Source organism: Bradyrhizobium barranii subsp. barranii (genome assembly GCF_017565645.3).
In the GTDB taxonomy this organism is placed as follows: Bacteria; Pseudomonadota; Alphaproteobacteria; order Rhizobiales; family Xanthobacteraceae; genus Bradyrhizobium; species Bradyrhizobium barranii.
The window spans coordinates 9135714-9150060 of record NZ_CP086136.1 but is presented as its reverse complement, the minus strand read 5'-3'; the positions used below and the strand labels follow the sequence as shown (position 1 = coordinate 9150060).

The 14347-nt window shown below is 57.9% G+C and carries 16 protein-coding genes and 2 pseudogenes; 16 read left to right on the top strand and 2 right to left on the bottom strand.

The genetic code is table 11. The annotated features are described in order from the left end of the window. The first annotated feature begins 900 nt into the window (after positions 1-900). The 5 genes and pseudogenes from J4G43_RS44480 to J4G43_RS44460 all read left to right on the top strand — a co-directional run. The gene (locus tag J4G43_RS44480; protein WP_208088645.1) at positions 901-1188 is read left to right on the top strand and encodes a hypothetical protein; all 288 of its coding nucleotides are present in this window, start codon (positions 901-903) and stop codon (positions 1186-1188) included. A 102-nt stretch (positions 1189-1290) separates the two neighbouring features. Next, positions 1291-1461, top strand: a complete 171-nt coding sequence (locus J4G43_RS44475) for a hypothetical protein (RefSeq protein WP_014497906.1) — start codon at positions 1291-1293, stop codon at positions 1459-1461. Between the two features lie 557 nt (positions 1462-2018). Continuing rightward, positions 2019-2363 carry a hypothetical protein gene (locus J4G43_RS44470; RefSeq protein WP_225005483.1) on the top strand — a complete coding sequence of 115 codons (345 nt, stop codon included), beginning with the start codon at positions 2019-2021 and terminating at the stop codon, positions 2361-2363. Continuing rightward, a complete protein-coding gene (locus J4G43_RS44465) occupies positions 2360-2722 on the top strand; it encodes a Wadjet anti-phage system protein JetD domain-containing protein (RefSeq protein WP_249814716.1) in 363 nt (120 codons plus the stop codon). Before J4G43_RS44470 ends, J4G43_RS44465 begins: the two co-directional genes overlap by 4 nt. A 79-nt stretch (positions 2723-2801) precedes the next feature. After that, a pseudogene (locus tag J4G43_RS44460) lies at positions 2802-3057 on the top strand (IS5/IS1182 family transposase); the annotation flags it as partial. A gap of 44 nt (positions 3058-3101) precedes the next feature. Here J4G43_RS44460 and J4G43_RS44455 read toward each other — a convergent pair. Beyond that, a complete protein-coding gene (locus tag J4G43_RS44455) occupies positions 3102-3320 on the bottom strand; it encodes a hypothetical protein (RefSeq protein ID WP_161966258.1) in 219 nt (72 codons plus the stop codon). Positions 3321-3678: 358 nt separating this feature from the next. On the opposite strand from J4G43_RS44455, the gene J4G43_RS44450 reads away from it, so the two are divergent. The 11 genes and pseudogenes from J4G43_RS44450 (at position 3679) to J4G43_RS44400 (ending at position 13770) form a co-directional block, all read left to right on the top strand. Continuing rightward, the gene (locus J4G43_RS44450) at positions 3679-4872 is read left to right on the top strand and encodes an ABC transporter substrate-binding protein (RefSeq protein WP_225005482.1); all 1194 of its coding nucleotides are present in this window, start codon (positions 3679-3681) and stop codon (positions 4870-4872) included. Positions 4873-4891: 19 nt separating this feature from the next. After that, positions 4892-5062, top strand: coding sequence for a hypothetical protein (locus J4G43_RS44445; RefSeq protein ID WP_225005481.1), 171 nt, complete (start codon positions 4892-4894; stop codon positions 5060-5062). A gap of 69 nt (positions 5063-5131) precedes the next feature. After that, complete coding sequence (locus tag J4G43_RS44440) at positions 5132-6094, top strand: carbohydrate ABC transporter permease (protein ID WP_011084695.1); 963 nt, start codon at positions 5132-5134, stop codon at positions 6092-6094. Positions 6095-6106: 12 nt separating this feature from the next. After that, complete coding sequence (locus J4G43_RS44435) at positions 6107-6967, top strand: carbohydrate ABC transporter permease (RefSeq protein WP_166344887.1); 861 nt, start codon at positions 6107-6109, stop codon at positions 6965-6967. 14 nt (positions 6968-6981) lie between these two features. Then, the gene (locus tag J4G43_RS44430) at positions 6982-7905 is read left to right on the top strand and encodes a ribokinase (RefSeq protein WP_249814714.1); all 924 of its coding nucleotides are present in this window, start codon (positions 6982-6984) and stop codon (positions 7903-7905) included. Further along, positions 7902-8672, top strand: coding sequence for an SDR family NAD(P)-dependent oxidoreductase (locus J4G43_RS44425; protein ID WP_208088641.1), 771 nt, complete (start codon positions 7902-7904; stop codon positions 8670-8672). Before J4G43_RS44430 ends, J4G43_RS44425 begins: the two co-directional genes overlap by 4 nt. Further along, complete coding sequence (locus J4G43_RS44420) at positions 8665-9492, top strand: HAD-IIA family hydrolase (RefSeq protein WP_208088639.1); 828 nt, start codon at positions 8665-8667, stop codon at positions 9490-9492. Before J4G43_RS44425 ends, J4G43_RS44420 begins: the two co-directional genes overlap by 8 nt. Next, positions 9492-10588, top strand: a pseudogene (locus J4G43_RS44415) (ABC transporter ATP-binding protein). The gene J4G43_RS44420 and the pseudogene J4G43_RS44415 overlap by 1 nt, the downstream one beginning before the upstream one ends. 133 nt (positions 10589-10721) lie before the next feature. Next, positions 10722-11507 carry a phosphoenolpyruvate hydrolase family protein gene (locus J4G43_RS44410; RefSeq protein WP_249814712.1) on the top strand — a complete coding sequence of 262 codons (786 nt, stop codon included), beginning with the start codon at positions 10722-10724 and terminating at the stop codon, positions 11505-11507. Positions 11508-11518: 11 nt separating this feature from the next. Then, positions 11519-12547, top strand: a complete 1029-nt coding sequence (locus tag J4G43_RS44405) for an IS110 family RNA-guided transposase (RefSeq protein WP_208088552.1) — start codon at positions 11519-11521, stop codon at positions 12545-12547. Between the two features lie 287 nt (positions 12548-12834). Further along, positions 12835-13770 carry a sigma-54-dependent transcriptional regulator gene (locus J4G43_RS44400; protein ID WP_225005479.1) on the top strand — a complete coding sequence of 312 codons (936 nt, stop codon included), beginning with the start codon at positions 12835-12837 and terminating at the stop codon, positions 13768-13770. A 4-nt stretch (positions 13771-13774) separates the two neighbouring features. On the opposite strand, the gene J4G43_RS44395 is transcribed toward J4G43_RS44400, so the two are convergent. Continuing rightward, positions 13775-14281 carry a hypothetical protein gene (locus J4G43_RS44395; protein ID WP_225005477.1) on the bottom strand — a complete coding sequence of 169 codons (507 nt, stop codon included), beginning with the start codon at positions 14279-14281 and terminating at the stop codon, positions 13775-13777. Between the last annotated feature and the right edge of the window lie 66 nt (positions 14282-14347).

The window sequence follows — 14347 nt, the reverse complement described above, 5'->3', positions numbered from 1 at the left end:
CTGGAGATCGCTGGCAAGCCACTGAAACAGGCTCGGATGCTAGGCATTCGCGCCAGCTCACATTGAACAGTATTGAGCCCGTGGCGTACGGGCGAACTTGAAACATGAACGACTGGGCGCGCCCTTAGGTAGCGCGCGTAATATTGTGCACTTCCCTACAGCAGTGTTCTGGGCTTGTCGATATGTTATGCGCAGCGGGCTGAGAGTTTTCCTCCGACTGGCCGAACCGCTTCATCGTCGAGCAAATCGCTTTCCTTTGACTCCTCTTGAGAGGGTTGGCGCAGCCTGATCGCAAACGCTGAGCACAAACCGCACCGTTGCCTGTAGGAAGATTCCGCGCTGCCAGGCACAGGGTGCCAGATGGCCCGCGACGAAGCTGCGGTGGATTGGCCTGCGATGGCGACGTTTTGCTGCTTGAAAGAGAGGCCTCGCGCTCTTGTTCAGCATGACTCCTGGGCGGAAACGCAAAAAAGCGGCAACGCCGCTGCTGTAGTTTGTGAGGCTACGAAATCCCGGAGTGTGGGTGCTGCTGCGCACCCTGCCGACGCTATCAGCGATACCAGGGGCGATGCCGACCCAGGATTGAGGAGTGCCTGCTGCGACTCGTAAGGCCGCAGAGAGATGGCTCACGCTATCGAAAGGCTGTAACTTTCCTCCGGCGTTCCGCGCATAGCTCGCTCCACCCACTCGTGATCGACGGAACCCGCACTGCTATGAAAGTTTTGCACCTTTCTGACCTTCATCTTTCGGCGAAACACCAGCACGACGAGGAAATTGTCCTAAAGGCTGCAATGAATGAATCTGACCAAGTAGCTGTCGAAGGGCGGCTCCAAGCATGCGTTTGACTTACTCGCTCGCGGTCACATTCGTCGTCCAGGACCCGAGTTACGTAAAACCACGATGGGCGATGCGATACTTTCACAGGCCGGCTGCCTGTATGGAAGCCGTGAATGGTTCAACGGCTACAGCATTGTGGAGACCGACAGCGGCGACACTGCAATCGTTCGTCTATACGAATTTTCAGATCAACGTCGAAAATTCCTGCCAGCCATCCTAAATCTTGAGTTTGTCGATAAGGAAGTAAAGACAGCTCATCTGGAACATTGCTTGACGTGCTGGGAAACAATTCTTCGAGGCTTTCTTTCCGGCCTCAAAGAGCCAATCGATGATCTAGTTCACGATACATAATGGAGGCGAAGTCGCCGCCAAAGTGAACAGAAAGGAAGCACGCTCTCCCCTGAAAAGCTGTCCCAGCTATTTAGGTTCATCGAGGGTACGATCAAGCATGTCATGCCGACCATCGTTGCCGAGATCGCCTATCAAAGCCTTGGAAGCGAAAAGCTGGTTGATTTTATCGATGAGCAGATACGCAGCGAGAAGACATCTGCAATTCGCACGCTGCTCTGCTCTTTCATGTTGCTCGAGATCGACTCGTTCCCTAGCTATAACCAGGATAAGTGAGTTTTACGAATCGGAAGATACGCCACGGTGGGTGACAGCTGTCATAACCGAGCGCCTGTACAGCTATTATCGGCAACGACCTCTGGCGGGCGCAACACGCAAAAAATTTGAGGAACTTGTTGTGACGCTAGAAATGCGCTTGGCCGGTAAATCTCGTCCAAGAGTTCGAGGAAATTATTTATCCGCCTTGAAGAAGAAGGCATTCAAAGAACCAAAGTCCTAAACTCTTATTCTGGATGAAGCGCCTCCTACAGTCAAAGATCGAGCCATGTCGCTGGACTTGCGGCGCGGATGGGGCGGCGGACTCGATCATGGCCATGGATCGCCTCAAGGGTCGCGCATGGCAACCGAAAGGCTACCATACGCCGGCCAGCTGATCGTTAGGGTCGCGCCGGGCGGCGATCATGGTTCGATGAACGCCGCTGCGCGCGGATCACGCCCGGCCTGCCTTGACCAGATCGAACCACCGCTTCAGGTGCGGATGCGCGCACCAGTCGATCCGTCGTTGATCGACCGGGAGCGGTAGCCCGCGGGTCGCTTCGTCCGATGTCGATACGTTGCGCCACGCCTTCGATCTCGCCCAGGCCATCCTGGACAACAAGCATCTCGACGTGGACTATAAGACCTTCTCGCGACGGACGGTGAAGCACAGCAAGACGCTGGAACGCGTTGAAGGCGTCGTGGTTCGGCTCCTGAGTGGCGTCCTCGAGTTTCCTCCGGGCGCGCGGCCCCGCGAGGCACTGCGGGCGATCGGGCTGGAACGCTTTGCCCCGCCGCTGCTGATCGCGGGTAAGATCGATCTTCTTGGGGCCGATCTCTCCGGAGCCACTCCGCTCATCTCGGGATCGCGCCTAAGGAGGCAGATCATGTCCGCTTCCGGGAGCCGCCGGCGTATGTTTTGACGCTCGAAAACTTGGCAAGCTTCAACAGGCACGTCGCCGAGGCCGACGCCGCTCGACTGGGTGCTACGCTGTATGTTGGCGGGTATCCCTCGCTTGCCAGCCAACAGGCCCTGCGCACGATCTCGGCAATGGTGTCCGAACAAACCCCGATCTTTCACTGGTCGGATATCGATCCGGACGGCACCTGGATATTCCACACGATGGAGCGCGCCGTCGGACGACCGATCCTGCCGCATCTCGGGGCGGGCGCCGACCAAAAAGTCCGCACCCGCTCGTTGCCCACCAAACTCCGGCATCGCTTCACTGGCGGCATACTTGGCCAAAGATGGATCCAAGATCCTCGAGCAGGAGGAGCTTGATCCGATTCTTCCTACGCCCACGTAGGCGTTCGGACTGACGAGGGCGCCAGCTTGCGTAACGGGCACGCTTGGCCATTGACGTAAGCGGCTCGGCGACAAGCTGGAGCTCTTGCTGGCCGAGAGCTTGAGGGGGCGCATGAGACCGGCGCGTTGCGGACGCGCGATCTCAAGCAGCGACGGTGGAGACCACCGTTCAGCCCAAGACAATCACCTCCCGACCGATGCCAAGCTGGAATATGCGGCGATTAACCAATCGGCTGGCCCGCGAGTGCGGCCTTAAGTTGCGGCAATCTTATCTGCGCATCGGCTCAGGCGCCGCTCAGTCATCGAGCCGTGAATGGCCACATGAAGAGCGACGGGCATCTCGGTCGCTGCCATCTCAAAGGGCCGGGAGGGGGACGCCGCCAACATCGCCTTCACCGCCGTCGACCACAATCTCCGCCTCACCCTCAGCCTGGCTGAGGCTTTCGTTGGGCCTAATCCGCAACGCCTTGTTGCTGATGCTCGCGGTCGCGCTCGAGCTTCGTCCTGCAATATGGCGGGTTGAGAGACCAGATTGTTTGCGGATCGAGAAAGGTTGCGGCAATGCATCAAGCACTCGTCCCTCTTAAAAGCAGCACAATCAAGAACAAGATCGAGGCGTCCGTGCCGCAAGGTGAGATTAACAGAGGGATTCGAACGAGCTACTATGCATCAGCTCGGGCGGTTGGCCCGGCTCGGCCCTCGTTTGTAGGCTGGCTGCGCGGGGTCTGAACATGGGCCTGCATTGATCATCTCCCCATGGCTTTTGCAACGGCTGCTGTAACGCTGTTTTCTTGACTTACCCAAAAATACCCAACTTCGATCTGAATGGGTGCATAAGGGCGGAAAATCACGGCTAGCGTTACCAACACTCGCGGCCCTGGAAGACGACAGGCACGTGAACTTGAGGGCCGAAGAGCCCAGAGGAGGGACCAATGCCAAGGACGCTAGCCGCACCGCGCGGCCATTCTTACCATTTCGTCAAAGCCGCTCTGATTTGCTCAACTCTCTTGTCCGGTGCGGCCGCATCTTTCGGCCAGGCCAAAGCGGAGGATATCAACTGGCGCCAGTTCGAGGGCGCTTCGATCGTTTGGGCTTACGACATCCATCCATATGCTGACGCGGTTGCAGCACAGCTTCCTGAGTTCGAGAAGTTGACGGGCATCAAGGTGACGCCCGAGCTTTATCCGGACGATGCCTATTGGAATAAGCTGACCATCCAGCTGAGCACAAAATCGCCCTCGTGGGATGTCGTCACAGGAATTCAACCGGCTTGGGATCTTGCGCCCGGTCAACTGCTTGAGCCGCTCGACCGCTATCTGAACGACCCTAAGCTCACATCGGCAAGCTATGACTACAAGGACTTCTTCCCCGCATTGCGTGACGCGCTGACTTGGCAAGTCAATGGCGGGCAGATCGAACCGGGCCAGGGTCAGGTGTGGGCCATCCCGCACGGGTTCGAAAACATCCAATTGTTCTACCGTAAGGACATTCTTGACAAACACGGTATCAAGGTTCCGACAACCCCGCCGGAAATGTCGGCGGCATGCGAAAAGCTAAAATCTGCCGATCCCGCGATCACGCCCCTGGGTGTGCGAGGAGTGCGCTTTTGGAGCAGCATCCACACGGCCGCGATCTCAATCGCCAAGTCCTATGGTGTACACGACTTCGTCGTCAAGGACGGCAAGTTGGAAACCGGTCTCAATTCTCCCGAGTCGATCGCCTTCCACAAAGACTACGTGGAGATGATCAAGAGGTGTGCTGCCCCATCCTTTGCCAACGACAACTGGTACCAAGTGGTCGATGGCATCAATTCGGGTCGGACAGCGATGGCGATCGATTCTAACATGTTCGGGTTCTGGAACGATGTTGCCGGCAAGCCCGCTTCGGGCGAAGATTGCTTTCGCTCCGCCACTGCGAGCTCCGAACGGCAAGACTTTCGAATCGAACATCTGGATCTGGTCCCTGGCCATGAATGCTGCTTCCCAGAAAAAGGGAGCGGCCTGGCTCTTCATTCAGTGGGCGACGTCAAAGCAGGTCGAGCTGAACGGTGCCATCGCCGGCAAGCTCGTCAACTCGCCGCGCGCTTCGACCTGGAGCGACAAGGTTTGGCTCGACTATGCGGCTAAACCGGAATTCACAAATTTCGTGGATACCTTCAAGAGTGTTCAGGACCGGGCTGCGCTCGCCTTTACGCCGCGCGTAGGGTTTGCCGAGGCCATGAACGCCTGGGCAGTTGCCATGCAGAAGATGGTTAATGCTGCGGACGTGAAGGCGACATTGGCCGACCTCGCCTCCGAGATTCGCTCCTCCATGTAAGGCAACCGGGGAGCGGCATCACCGGATTGCCGCCTCCACTACCCCCGCGTATCTTTCGAGAAGTGAGCGATGAACCTTCGAGGCATCGACGCAACCGTGATGCTACAATCATCGGTAGGCCAACTGGCACCGCCCAAAAAAGAGCAGGTGCAAAGCGCCGGGCAGCATGCTCTTGACTGGTGGAGCCTTGCTGCGATTGCTCCCGCGATCATCATACTGCTCGGATTTCTTTTTCTGTTTTTCTATGGCGTCTTCCAATCGCTGACCGATCTCAAGTTTGGCCGTCCCCTGGTTCGTTTCATTGGGGTCACCAACTATGAAGTGGCAATCAAGACTCAAGATTTCTGGAACAGCATGCGGGCGACCACGGTGTATGCCTGCTCCGCGGTCCTCGCGGAAGCGTTCTCTGGGCTTGCGCTCGCCAAATTGTTCGCAAGCCGCGTGTTTCTTGCACAATTGATGCGGCCTGTCATTCTCCTTCCGTTGGTATTGCCGCCCATGAGCGTCGCCCTGATGTGGACCACAATGATGGATCCACAAAACGGGATTCTGAACTATTTGCTTTCGCTCGTCGGGATCGGCCGCTTCGCCTGGATTTCGGACGCCGGTACGGCGATGTTCTCGCTAGTTCTCATCGACATATGGACTTACACACCATTTTTTGCGCTCATCATCTTCGCCGGTTTGCAGGGCATTAACGAGGAGATCAGAGAAGCCGCGCGGATCAATGGCGCTAAGGGTTGGGCGACGTTCCTCCATATTGAGCTTCCACTCATTGCACCGTATATCCTGATCGCCGCAGTCTTTCGGCTGATCGAGTCGCTCAATCAGTTCGATATCATCTTCGGAACAACCCAGGGCGGTCCAGGTGACAGTACCTCCGTGCTCTCGGTTCGCGCCTACATCACAGCCTTTCAAAACCTCGCCTTCGGGCGTGGTGCCGCGCTCATGGTTGTCAACTGGTTGATCGTGCTTCTCGGGACCTTGGCCATGGTAAAATTGTGGCGGTTGGTTCGGCAGCGCGTAAGCTAGAGGAGGCTGGCAATGCGCTTCAAACGCTTAACGCCCGCAAGCTTGTTCCTTAATGGACTGGTTGTTGTCTGTACGCTCATCCTGACATTTCCCCTGGTCTGGATCGTGATGATGTCGCTGAAGCAGCAGGCCGAGGTCATGACCTTGCCGCCGCGCTTTGTCTTCACTCCAACATTTGAAAACTTCCGCGTTTTGTTCGATGCCGCCCAGGCCGGGGCGACAAGCTACGGCACCATCAAGGTTGATTTCCTGACGCCGGTCGCCAATAGCGTCGTGATATCGCTTGGCGCGGTGCTCGTATCGCTGATCGCCGGCGTACCCGCAGGTTACGTCTTGGCAAGACGTGATATCCCTAGGAAGGAGGACATCGCGTTCTTCATTCTGGGCTTCCGCTTCGCGCCGGCACTCCTTGTCGTTCTACCGCTGTTCAGCGTGTTCCAAACAGTTGGCCTTTATGACACTTATCTCGGCATGATCTGGGTTTATCAGGTCGTCACGCTGCCAATGATCATCTGGCTAAGCCGATCATATATCGAGGACATCCCAAAGGACATTGAGGAGGCGGCGGCCATGGATGGTGCAAAGCCGTTCCGTGTAGTCTGGCACATCGTTCTTCCGCTTCTAAAGCCCGGCCTAATCGGCGCTTCATTGCTCATTTTCTTGCTTGCCTGGCACAATTTCGCTCTCGGCCTGATCCTCAGTTCGACGAAAGCACCGGTCACCGTGGCCCTGCTCAAGCTGCTTAATCCAGGCGTTCAGTTCTATCCGGTCATGGCTGCGGGTTTGGTGGTGACCATGATTGTGCCGATCGTCCTGATTATCCTTGGCCAGCGTCATCTCGAACGTGGCCTTACCTTCGGGGCCGTGAAATGAGCCCCAGACCATTGATGTTCTTCGGAACGACCAATCTTGACCTCTGCTTCAACGTCGAGCGGCTTCCAACGTCGGGTGAAAGCCTGATGGGAAGCTTAAAGCAGAATGCGGGAGGCAAGGGCGCAAATCAGGCGGTCGCCGCCGCTCGATTGGGGCTTCGGCCGAGCTTCTACACCCGGCTTGGCGATGATGACGCTGGCCGATCGTTGCTGCAAGCGCTGCGTGAGGCAGGTGTCCGCCTTGATGCCATTGAGGTATGCCCGGGGGAGATATCCGGTTCTGCTCTTGTCCTCGTCGGCGACGACGGCTCCAACATGATTGTCATAGACCCGGGAGCCAATGCAAATGTCACTCCGAGCATGGTCGAGAAGGCGGCCGAATTCATTGAGCGGGACGCAATCGTCGTTGCCGAAATGGGCATGCCGGTCCCCGCGCTCAATCACCTTTTTGCATTGAAGAGCGTCAAGGAATTCGATCTTTTTTTCAATCCGGCCCCCGTGAGGGCGGGCCTGTCGCCCGCGGCGTGGAGGAGTGTCGATTTCGTCACACCAAACCAGACGGAAGCTTTCGAGCTCACCGGTGTCGAGGTGCATGACTTCGACGGCGCCGCTCATGCGGCTGGAAAGCTTCTCGATCTCGGGCCGAAGGCAGCGCTGATCACGCTAGGTGCGCAGGGAGCCTACTACGCCGATGCCAGCGCGACTTTCGCGCTCCGCGCATTTCCTGTGAAGGTCGTTGATACGACCGCGGCGGGGGATGCCTTTAATGGAGCTTTCGCAGCCTCTCTTGCTCATCGGTTGCCGATACGAGAAGCGATCAAAAAGGCGCTCGCGGTTGCCGCCTTATGTGTGACGCGACGCGGCGCCCAAAGATCGATGCCTAGCAGTTGGGCCGTCGACGAATTTCTGAATTCTCAATCGATCTTGGAGTTGGAATGACCGAACAGTTCTCAGTTGCAGACAGGACCGTGCTTGTGACCGGTGCAGGTGGAGGCATTGGCTCAGCCATAGCTAATGCTTTCCGTCAAGGCGGTGCGAACGTCCTGGCAACCGACGCGAATTTGGAAAGCCTGCGAGTCATTCTGACTCGTTTGCCGCACGGCAATGGCATCCTGCCGATGAGCATGGATGTGTCACGAGAAGATGATGTCGGCAGGGTGCTTGATGAGATCGCCAAGCGCTTCGGCAGGCTCGATGTCCTGATCAACAACGCCGGAATAAAATCGGCTCAGGCGCTTCTGACCGGAAATGCCGATCGAATCGAAAAAACCATCCAGATCAATTCCGTCGCAGTGCTTCGTTGCGCGAAGCTGGCGATCGAGCGCTTCATGAAGAGCAAAGGCGGCCGCATCGTCAATGTCGGGTCCTCGTTGTCATCTCAAGGTGCTGTTTTCAACTACCAGGCTGGCGGCGCCGACTATTGCTTGTCAAAAGCCATCGTGCACGATGTGACAAAGCTGCTCGCTTATGAATGTGCTCCGTTCAAGATCAACGTCAACGCGATTGCTCCCGGGATTATCGATACACCCTTGCACGGGCGTCCGCGGGAGGAAACCGAAGCGCGCCATAGTGGCCGAATTCCGCTGGGCCGGGTCGGACTGCCGGAAGATATCGCAGGGCTTGCGGTGTTCCTGGCCAGCCCCGCAGCTTCCTACATGACCGGGCAGATTGTCCATGTGAATGGTGGGATGCTGATGAATGGTTAGCCTCAGCTCTAAGATCAACTGGCCGCCGATAGAAGGGATTATCTCCGATCTGGATGGCGTCGTTTATCGTGGCGGCACCGCAATAGCGGATGCCATAGAGGCGTTTACGAGATGGCAGAAAGCAGGCGTGCCATTCTGCTTTGCGACGAACAATTCAACGCATACCCCGGAGGACGTCGTCGGCAGGCTGAGAGGATCTGGTCTTTCGATCGCACCGTCTCAGGTCGTTACAAGCGCTATCACCGCCGCAGAACTCGTTCGAACCAATTATCCGTACCTAACGCGAATCTATGTCATCGGAGCTTCCTCGCTTGTGACGGCCATGCGAGATGTTGGGCTGGAGGTCACGGACCGAGCGCCCGAAGCCGTCGTGATGGGGCTTGACCGGGACATCACGCATGAGAAGCTGCGAATTGCGGTTGAGTCGATCCTCAATGGAGCTGTGTTCATAGGAACTAATCCCGATCTTCTGCTGCCGACGGCCAGCGGGTTCGAACCTGGCGCTGGTGCGACCATTGCAGCTGTGGCCGCTGCTACGCAAGTGCAGCCTTCGATCGTTGGAAAGCCGCAAGTGCCGATGATCGAGACAGCGCTCTCACGCCTTGGTCCGAAGCGCGGGTCGACCATCATGATCGGAGATCAAGTTCCTACTGATATTCAAGCCGGAAAGAGGGCGGGTCTTGCCACGGTGCTTGTTACAACCGGCGTGCCAACGCGTCAGGATCCGTCCTTGATGGCTCCCGACTTCATCGTATCGAGCTTGCGCGAGATTGAGGTGAGTGCTGCTCGCGCGGCTCAACCGCGACAGAGGAGGGCATAATGGCCGACGTTCGCCTGGAGGGCCTCAAGAAGACTTTTGGGGCAATCGAGATCCTGCGTAATATCGACCTGACTATCGATCACGGCGAATTTGTCGTCTTGTTGGTCCGTCCGGGTCGGGCAAATCCACGCTTCTGCGCATGATTGGCGGGCTCGAGCCCATCAGCGGTGGGCGGCTCCTCATCGACAATGAGCTAGCGGCCGATCGCAACCTCGGCATGGTCTTTCAAAGCTACGCTCTCTATCCGCATATGACGGTGAAAGAGAACCTGGCCTTTCCCCTGCGCATGGCCAAAGCCGGGAAAGCCGCGATCGCCGCCAAGATAGCCAAAACAGCATCGCTATTGCAGATCGACCATCTATTGGAGCGCAAGCCTCGACAACTTTCAGGAGGGCAACGCCAGCGCGTCGCAATCGGGCGCGCCATCATGCGAGAACCAAAAGTTTTCCTGTTCGATGAGCCGCTCTCCAACCTGGACACCGATTTGCGCGTGCAGATGCGGGTTCAGATCGCCAAGCTCCACAAGCAGCTCGGAAATACCATGATCTACGTGACGCATGACCAGGTGGAGGCGATGACCATGGCTGACAAGATCGTGGTACTCAAGGACGGCAACATCGAACAGGTCGGCAGCCCGCACGATCTGTATCACAATCCCGCTTCGCGCTTTGTTGCAGGATTCATCGGCTCGCCCAAGATGAACTTCCTGGGCGGCAAGGTCGAAGCAGCTCATGAACATGGCATGGATGTCCGGTTGGACGCCGGGCCCACGATCTCCGTTCCGGTCCAGCCGGACCAGATGCTGGTTGGCAAGCCGGTCACTGTTGGAATTCGCCCGGACGACTTCTCCTCGTCAATGCCCGGGCAGCAGGAGATCTCGATTGAACTTGGGGTCGATTTCGTCGAGCATCTCGGCAGCGTCACGTACATCTACGGTAATGCCGGAAACGAAGCTCTCGTCGCCAGGGCGCCACACTCCGGTTGGCCCAAAGGCGCCTCCAAGTTCACCCTCACCGCCGCTCCAGCCGATTGCCACTTGTTCATGGGCAATGGAAAGGCGGTATGGCGGTTGCACGCACCTGCGAGTTGGAGCTAGTCTTCACGTAGAGCCGTGCGATGATACGCGGCTCAGGATCGACAGGCGGACGGCTGAGGTGAAGGGAGCCGGTATCAGGCAGTTCTTCCGCAATTCCCGTTCGTTTGTCCTTGGTGCGGGGATCGGGTCGGGCATGACCGCCAGAGCCGCCGAGCGGGCGGGGGCCGATTTCGTGCTCGCGCTCAATGCGGGCCGTTTTCGTGCCATGGGTGGGGCCTCGCCTGCCTCGATCCTCCCAATCCGCAATAGTAACGAATTCGTGGCAAGCTTCGGACGGACCGAAATTCTGCCCAGCACGAAACTGCCGGTCTTCTTCGGCACCTGTACATTCGACCCCGAGCTCGATGTTGATCGTTGGCTCGATCGGATCATCAAATGGGGATTTGCCGGTGTGACCAACTTCCCATCGGTCATACACATCGACGATGAGCGCAGGTCATTGCTCGAGAAGTGTGGTCTTGGTTACTCCCGGGAAATCGAGCTCCTCGTGAAAGCTGCAAAACGCGGCCTGATGACAATTGCCTATACGCGCAGTCAATCCGAGGCGCGTCGAATGGTCGAAGCGGGCGCCGAGGCCATTTGCATCAACTTCAATCTAAACCGCGCGATTGAAAGCGGAGCCGATCCGTCGGTCAGCCTGTCTGAACTTGCAGCGCGTACGAGCGCCGTTGCGCGCGTTGCTCAATCCGTCAACAAGAGCACCATCTGCCTGCTTGGGGGCGGCCCCATTACGAAGCCGGACGAACTCCTCGACATCTGCCGCGAGACCGGAATCCAGGGTTTCATCGGAGGCTCTTCGCTGGACCGCGTGCCTCTGGAGATGTCGGTCCTCGAGGTGACGTCGGGCTTCAAGACCGATGGAGTGGACGCCCCCCGACGGCATCGATTGTGCCAAAGTGCGGGTGTTGAAACCCGGTAAGGAGGACGTCCATGGACGACGAGGTTAGCATCATCGGTTTAGATTTGGCCAAGAACGTGTTTCAGGTCCACGGCGCGGGGCAGGACGGAAGGATGATCCTGCGTAAAAAGCTCAACCGCAGCAGATTGCTCGAGTTTTTCGCCAAGTTGCCAAGGTGTGTGGTCGCAATGGAGGCCTGCGCCAGCGCCCACTATTGGGGACGGGAGATTGGTAAATTTGGGCACGAGGTCCGGCTGATCCATCCCTCCTACGTGAAGCCCTTCGTTAAGCGTCAGAAGAACGATGCCGCGGATGCGGAAGCGATCGCCGAAGCCGCGTCTCGACCAACGATGCGCTTTGTCGGCGTCAAGAGCGCCGAGAAGCAAGCCTCTTCCATGGCATTCAAGGTTCGTGATCTCTTGGTTCGACAGCGTACACAGGCGATCAACGCTTTGCGCGGACATCTTGCGGAATACGGCTTGATCGTGGCTCAGGGCGTCAGACATATCCCCCGATTGCATGAGCTCCTGACAATATATCCGGACCTGCCCGATCTCGCTCGTGGCCTTTGCCAGACTCTCTTGAAGCACGTGGAATCCCTGTCGGAGCAGATTGCAGAGCTTGAGAAGGGACTGCGAGTGCGCGCGAGACAGGACGAGGTGGCCTCTCGCTTAATGACCATTCCGGGGATCGGGGCAATCTGCGCCACAGCGATAGAGGCCTTGGCGCCCTCGGCGGAGACCTTTTCCAAGGGGCGTGATTTTGCGGCCTGGATTGGTCTCACGCCCAAACAGAATTCTTCCGGAGGCAAGGACAGGCTTGGCAAAATCTCCAGGATGGGCCGGCGAGATCTCCGACGGCTCCTCGTGCTTGGTGCCACCGCCGTGGTGCGATGGGCAAGACGATATGGACCGCCAGCAGGATCCTGGCTCGCGAGAATGCTCTTGAAGAAGCCACCAAAGCTGATCGCGGTCGCTCTAGCGAACAAATTGGCGCGTATCGCTTGGGCCTTGATGGTCCGCGGTGGCGCTTATCAAGCTCCAGCGTCTGGCGCTGCGTAACGCAGGGCCAGAAGCCGAGAGACGTCGGGAATGTGGTAAGGTCTAACGGAGGATTATGGGCAATCGGTCAGGGACTGGGATTGGAAGAATCAACAGGTGGATGAGTGCCAGAGAGCACGCATAGCCGAATTGGATCCAATCCACGCATTCCATAAGGGCCCGCGACGTGTCGAGGTCGCATCACGAGGCCGGACACACGTCAGCACCCGACCACATGCCTGTTCCGAAGTTAAATTTTGCTTGCATTTAGTGGGGCGTCCACACACATCCACCTGTTGCGCGAGAAGGTGGATCTACTCGAACGGCAGCTGCAGTTGAGTGGTTTCAGGCACGGCGTGATCGCGCAGTCCTCGGCAATGAAGCGCATCCTTGAGATCACCAGACGCGTTGCGGCGACCCCCCGCCCGGTCCTCATCTGGGGGGAGGCTGGCTCTGGCAAGCGTAGAATAGCAACCCTGGTTCACGCGTTTAGCGACCGCAGGCACGCCAAAACGGCGTTGTTTCATTGCCGCCCCGGTCCGGCGATGGATATACTTGGCCCGTTGTTCGGCACCGAGCGTCTTGAGAGCGGCAGACGCCAATTGTCACTCCTGGAGGCGTCGAGTGACGGTGCCGTCGTGCTATTGCATGTCGACCAACTTTCGCGCGATGGACAGGAGCGCCTTGCCGATTACCTCGAGACAGGCGGATTTACCCCTCTGAACGGGGTAACTGTCATGCGTTCCAATGCCCGGATCATTGCCACCGCGACCGTGGCCCGAGGCGCTGGTCTTGAAACGGTTCTGTGCGCGCGGCTTCTCGACCTTTTTACCGGGCTGGATGTCCAATTGCCTTCGCTACCCGACAGGCTTGAAGATCTGCCGCAACTCGTTCAACACTTCACCGTCGAAGCCAAAGGAGATTCCAGCGCCCAGACGCTCACGATAGAAAACTCTGCATTCCTTGCGCTCGCCGGGCACGATTGGCCAGGCAATTTGCGCGAGTTGCGGCAGGTCGTGAACCAGCTCGTGACCTTGCCATCAAGTCACATCACCGGTGAGGTGCTAAAGCCGTTGTTGGAGCCACCTTTTGGCGCACGGCCCGCGGCCTCGCTGTCCGAGCGAGACTGGATCATCGAGGGCTTGAAGAGAAACCGGCTTCACCGCGGCAAGACTGCTCGCTCTCTCGGGCTTTCGCGCAAAACCCTCTACAATAAAATCAAGAAACTGCGGATCCTCGAATAAGGCCTCATGCCCGTCGTAGCGGCTGCTTGGCCGTGGCGGCCTGCTCCAGGGAGAACCTCGGTACCGACGACGATCCATGAGAGCCAAGGCTTACGAGCCCGATATCCGATCCAATCGGCAGCGCAAGCGCCTCGGGTCGCAGATAGACGGCCCCATCCAGCTGCGAACCAAGCCGTTGCTCCGCTGCTGTCATCTTTGCCTCGTCCGCCGCGATAAACAGGACTTTGAACCCGCGCCTTGCAAACCACTCCATACGGCGAAGCTCGAGCTCCTGACCGCGATCGAGCGGCACTCCTGCCGATGTCCGTTCAATCATGCAGGCTGGCGGAAAATTCGTCACTCCGGTCATCTTTGCATCCTGTAACAGATCTCCGAGATCTTCCCAGCAGGCAAAGGGATCGATCATGACGACGGCCGCATAGCAGCAAGGGGGCGCCTTGGGGCTCGCGTGCAAGTCTAGCACGAGGCAGTCGTTCCAGTCGATGACAGGAAGTGTAGCCATGACGAGCATGGCATTCTGCGGAAGAGTCCGCAGTGACGGCGCATAGATCGTTATCTGATCACCGCGAGGCGAGGG

Bases quoted from the DNA above. Each gene is read 5' to 3' on its own strand.
- J4G43_RS44425 (WP_208088641.1), top strand. From the start codon at position 7,902: ATGACCGAACAGTTCTCAGTTGCAGACAGGACCGTGCTTGTGACCGGT.
- J4G43_RS44420 (WP_208088639.1), top strand. From the start codon at position 8,665: ATGGTTAGCCTCAGCTCTAAGATCAACTGGCCGCCGATAGAAGGGATT.
- J4G43_RS44440 (WP_011084695.1), top strand. From the start codon at position 5,132: ATGAACCTTCGAGGCATCGACGCAACCGTGATGCTACAATCATCGGTA.
- J4G43_RS44480 (WP_208088645.1), top strand. From the start codon at position 901: ATGGGCGATGCGATACTTTCACAGGCCGGCTGCCTGTATGGAAGCCGT.
- J4G43_RS44435 (WP_166344887.1), top strand. From the start codon at position 6,107: ATGCGCTTCAAACGCTTAACGCCCGCAAGCTTGTTCCTTAATGGACTG.
- J4G43_RS44450 (WP_225005482.1), top strand. From the start codon at position 3,679: ATGCCAAGGACGCTAGCCGCACCGCGCGGCCATTCTTACCATTTCGTC.
- J4G43_RS44430 (WP_249814714.1), top strand. From the start codon at position 6,982: ATGTTCTTCGGAACGACCAATCTTGACCTCTGCTTCAACGTCGAGCGG.
- J4G43_RS44475 (WP_014497906.1), top strand. From the start codon at position 1,291: ATGCCGACCATCGTTGCCGAGATCGCCTATCAAAGCCTTGGAAGCGAA.
- J4G43_RS44395 (WP_225005477.1), bottom strand. From the start codon at position 14,281: ATGCTCGTCATGGCTACACTTCCTGTCATCGACTGGAACGACTGCCTC.
- J4G43_RS44410 (WP_249814712.1), top strand. From the start codon at position 10,722: ATGACCGCCAGAGCCGCCGAGCGGGCGGGGGCCGATTTCGTGCTCGCG.
- J4G43_RS44405 (WP_208088552.1), top strand. From the start codon at position 11,519: ATGGACGACGAGGTTAGCATCATCGGTTTAGATTTGGCCAAGAACGTG.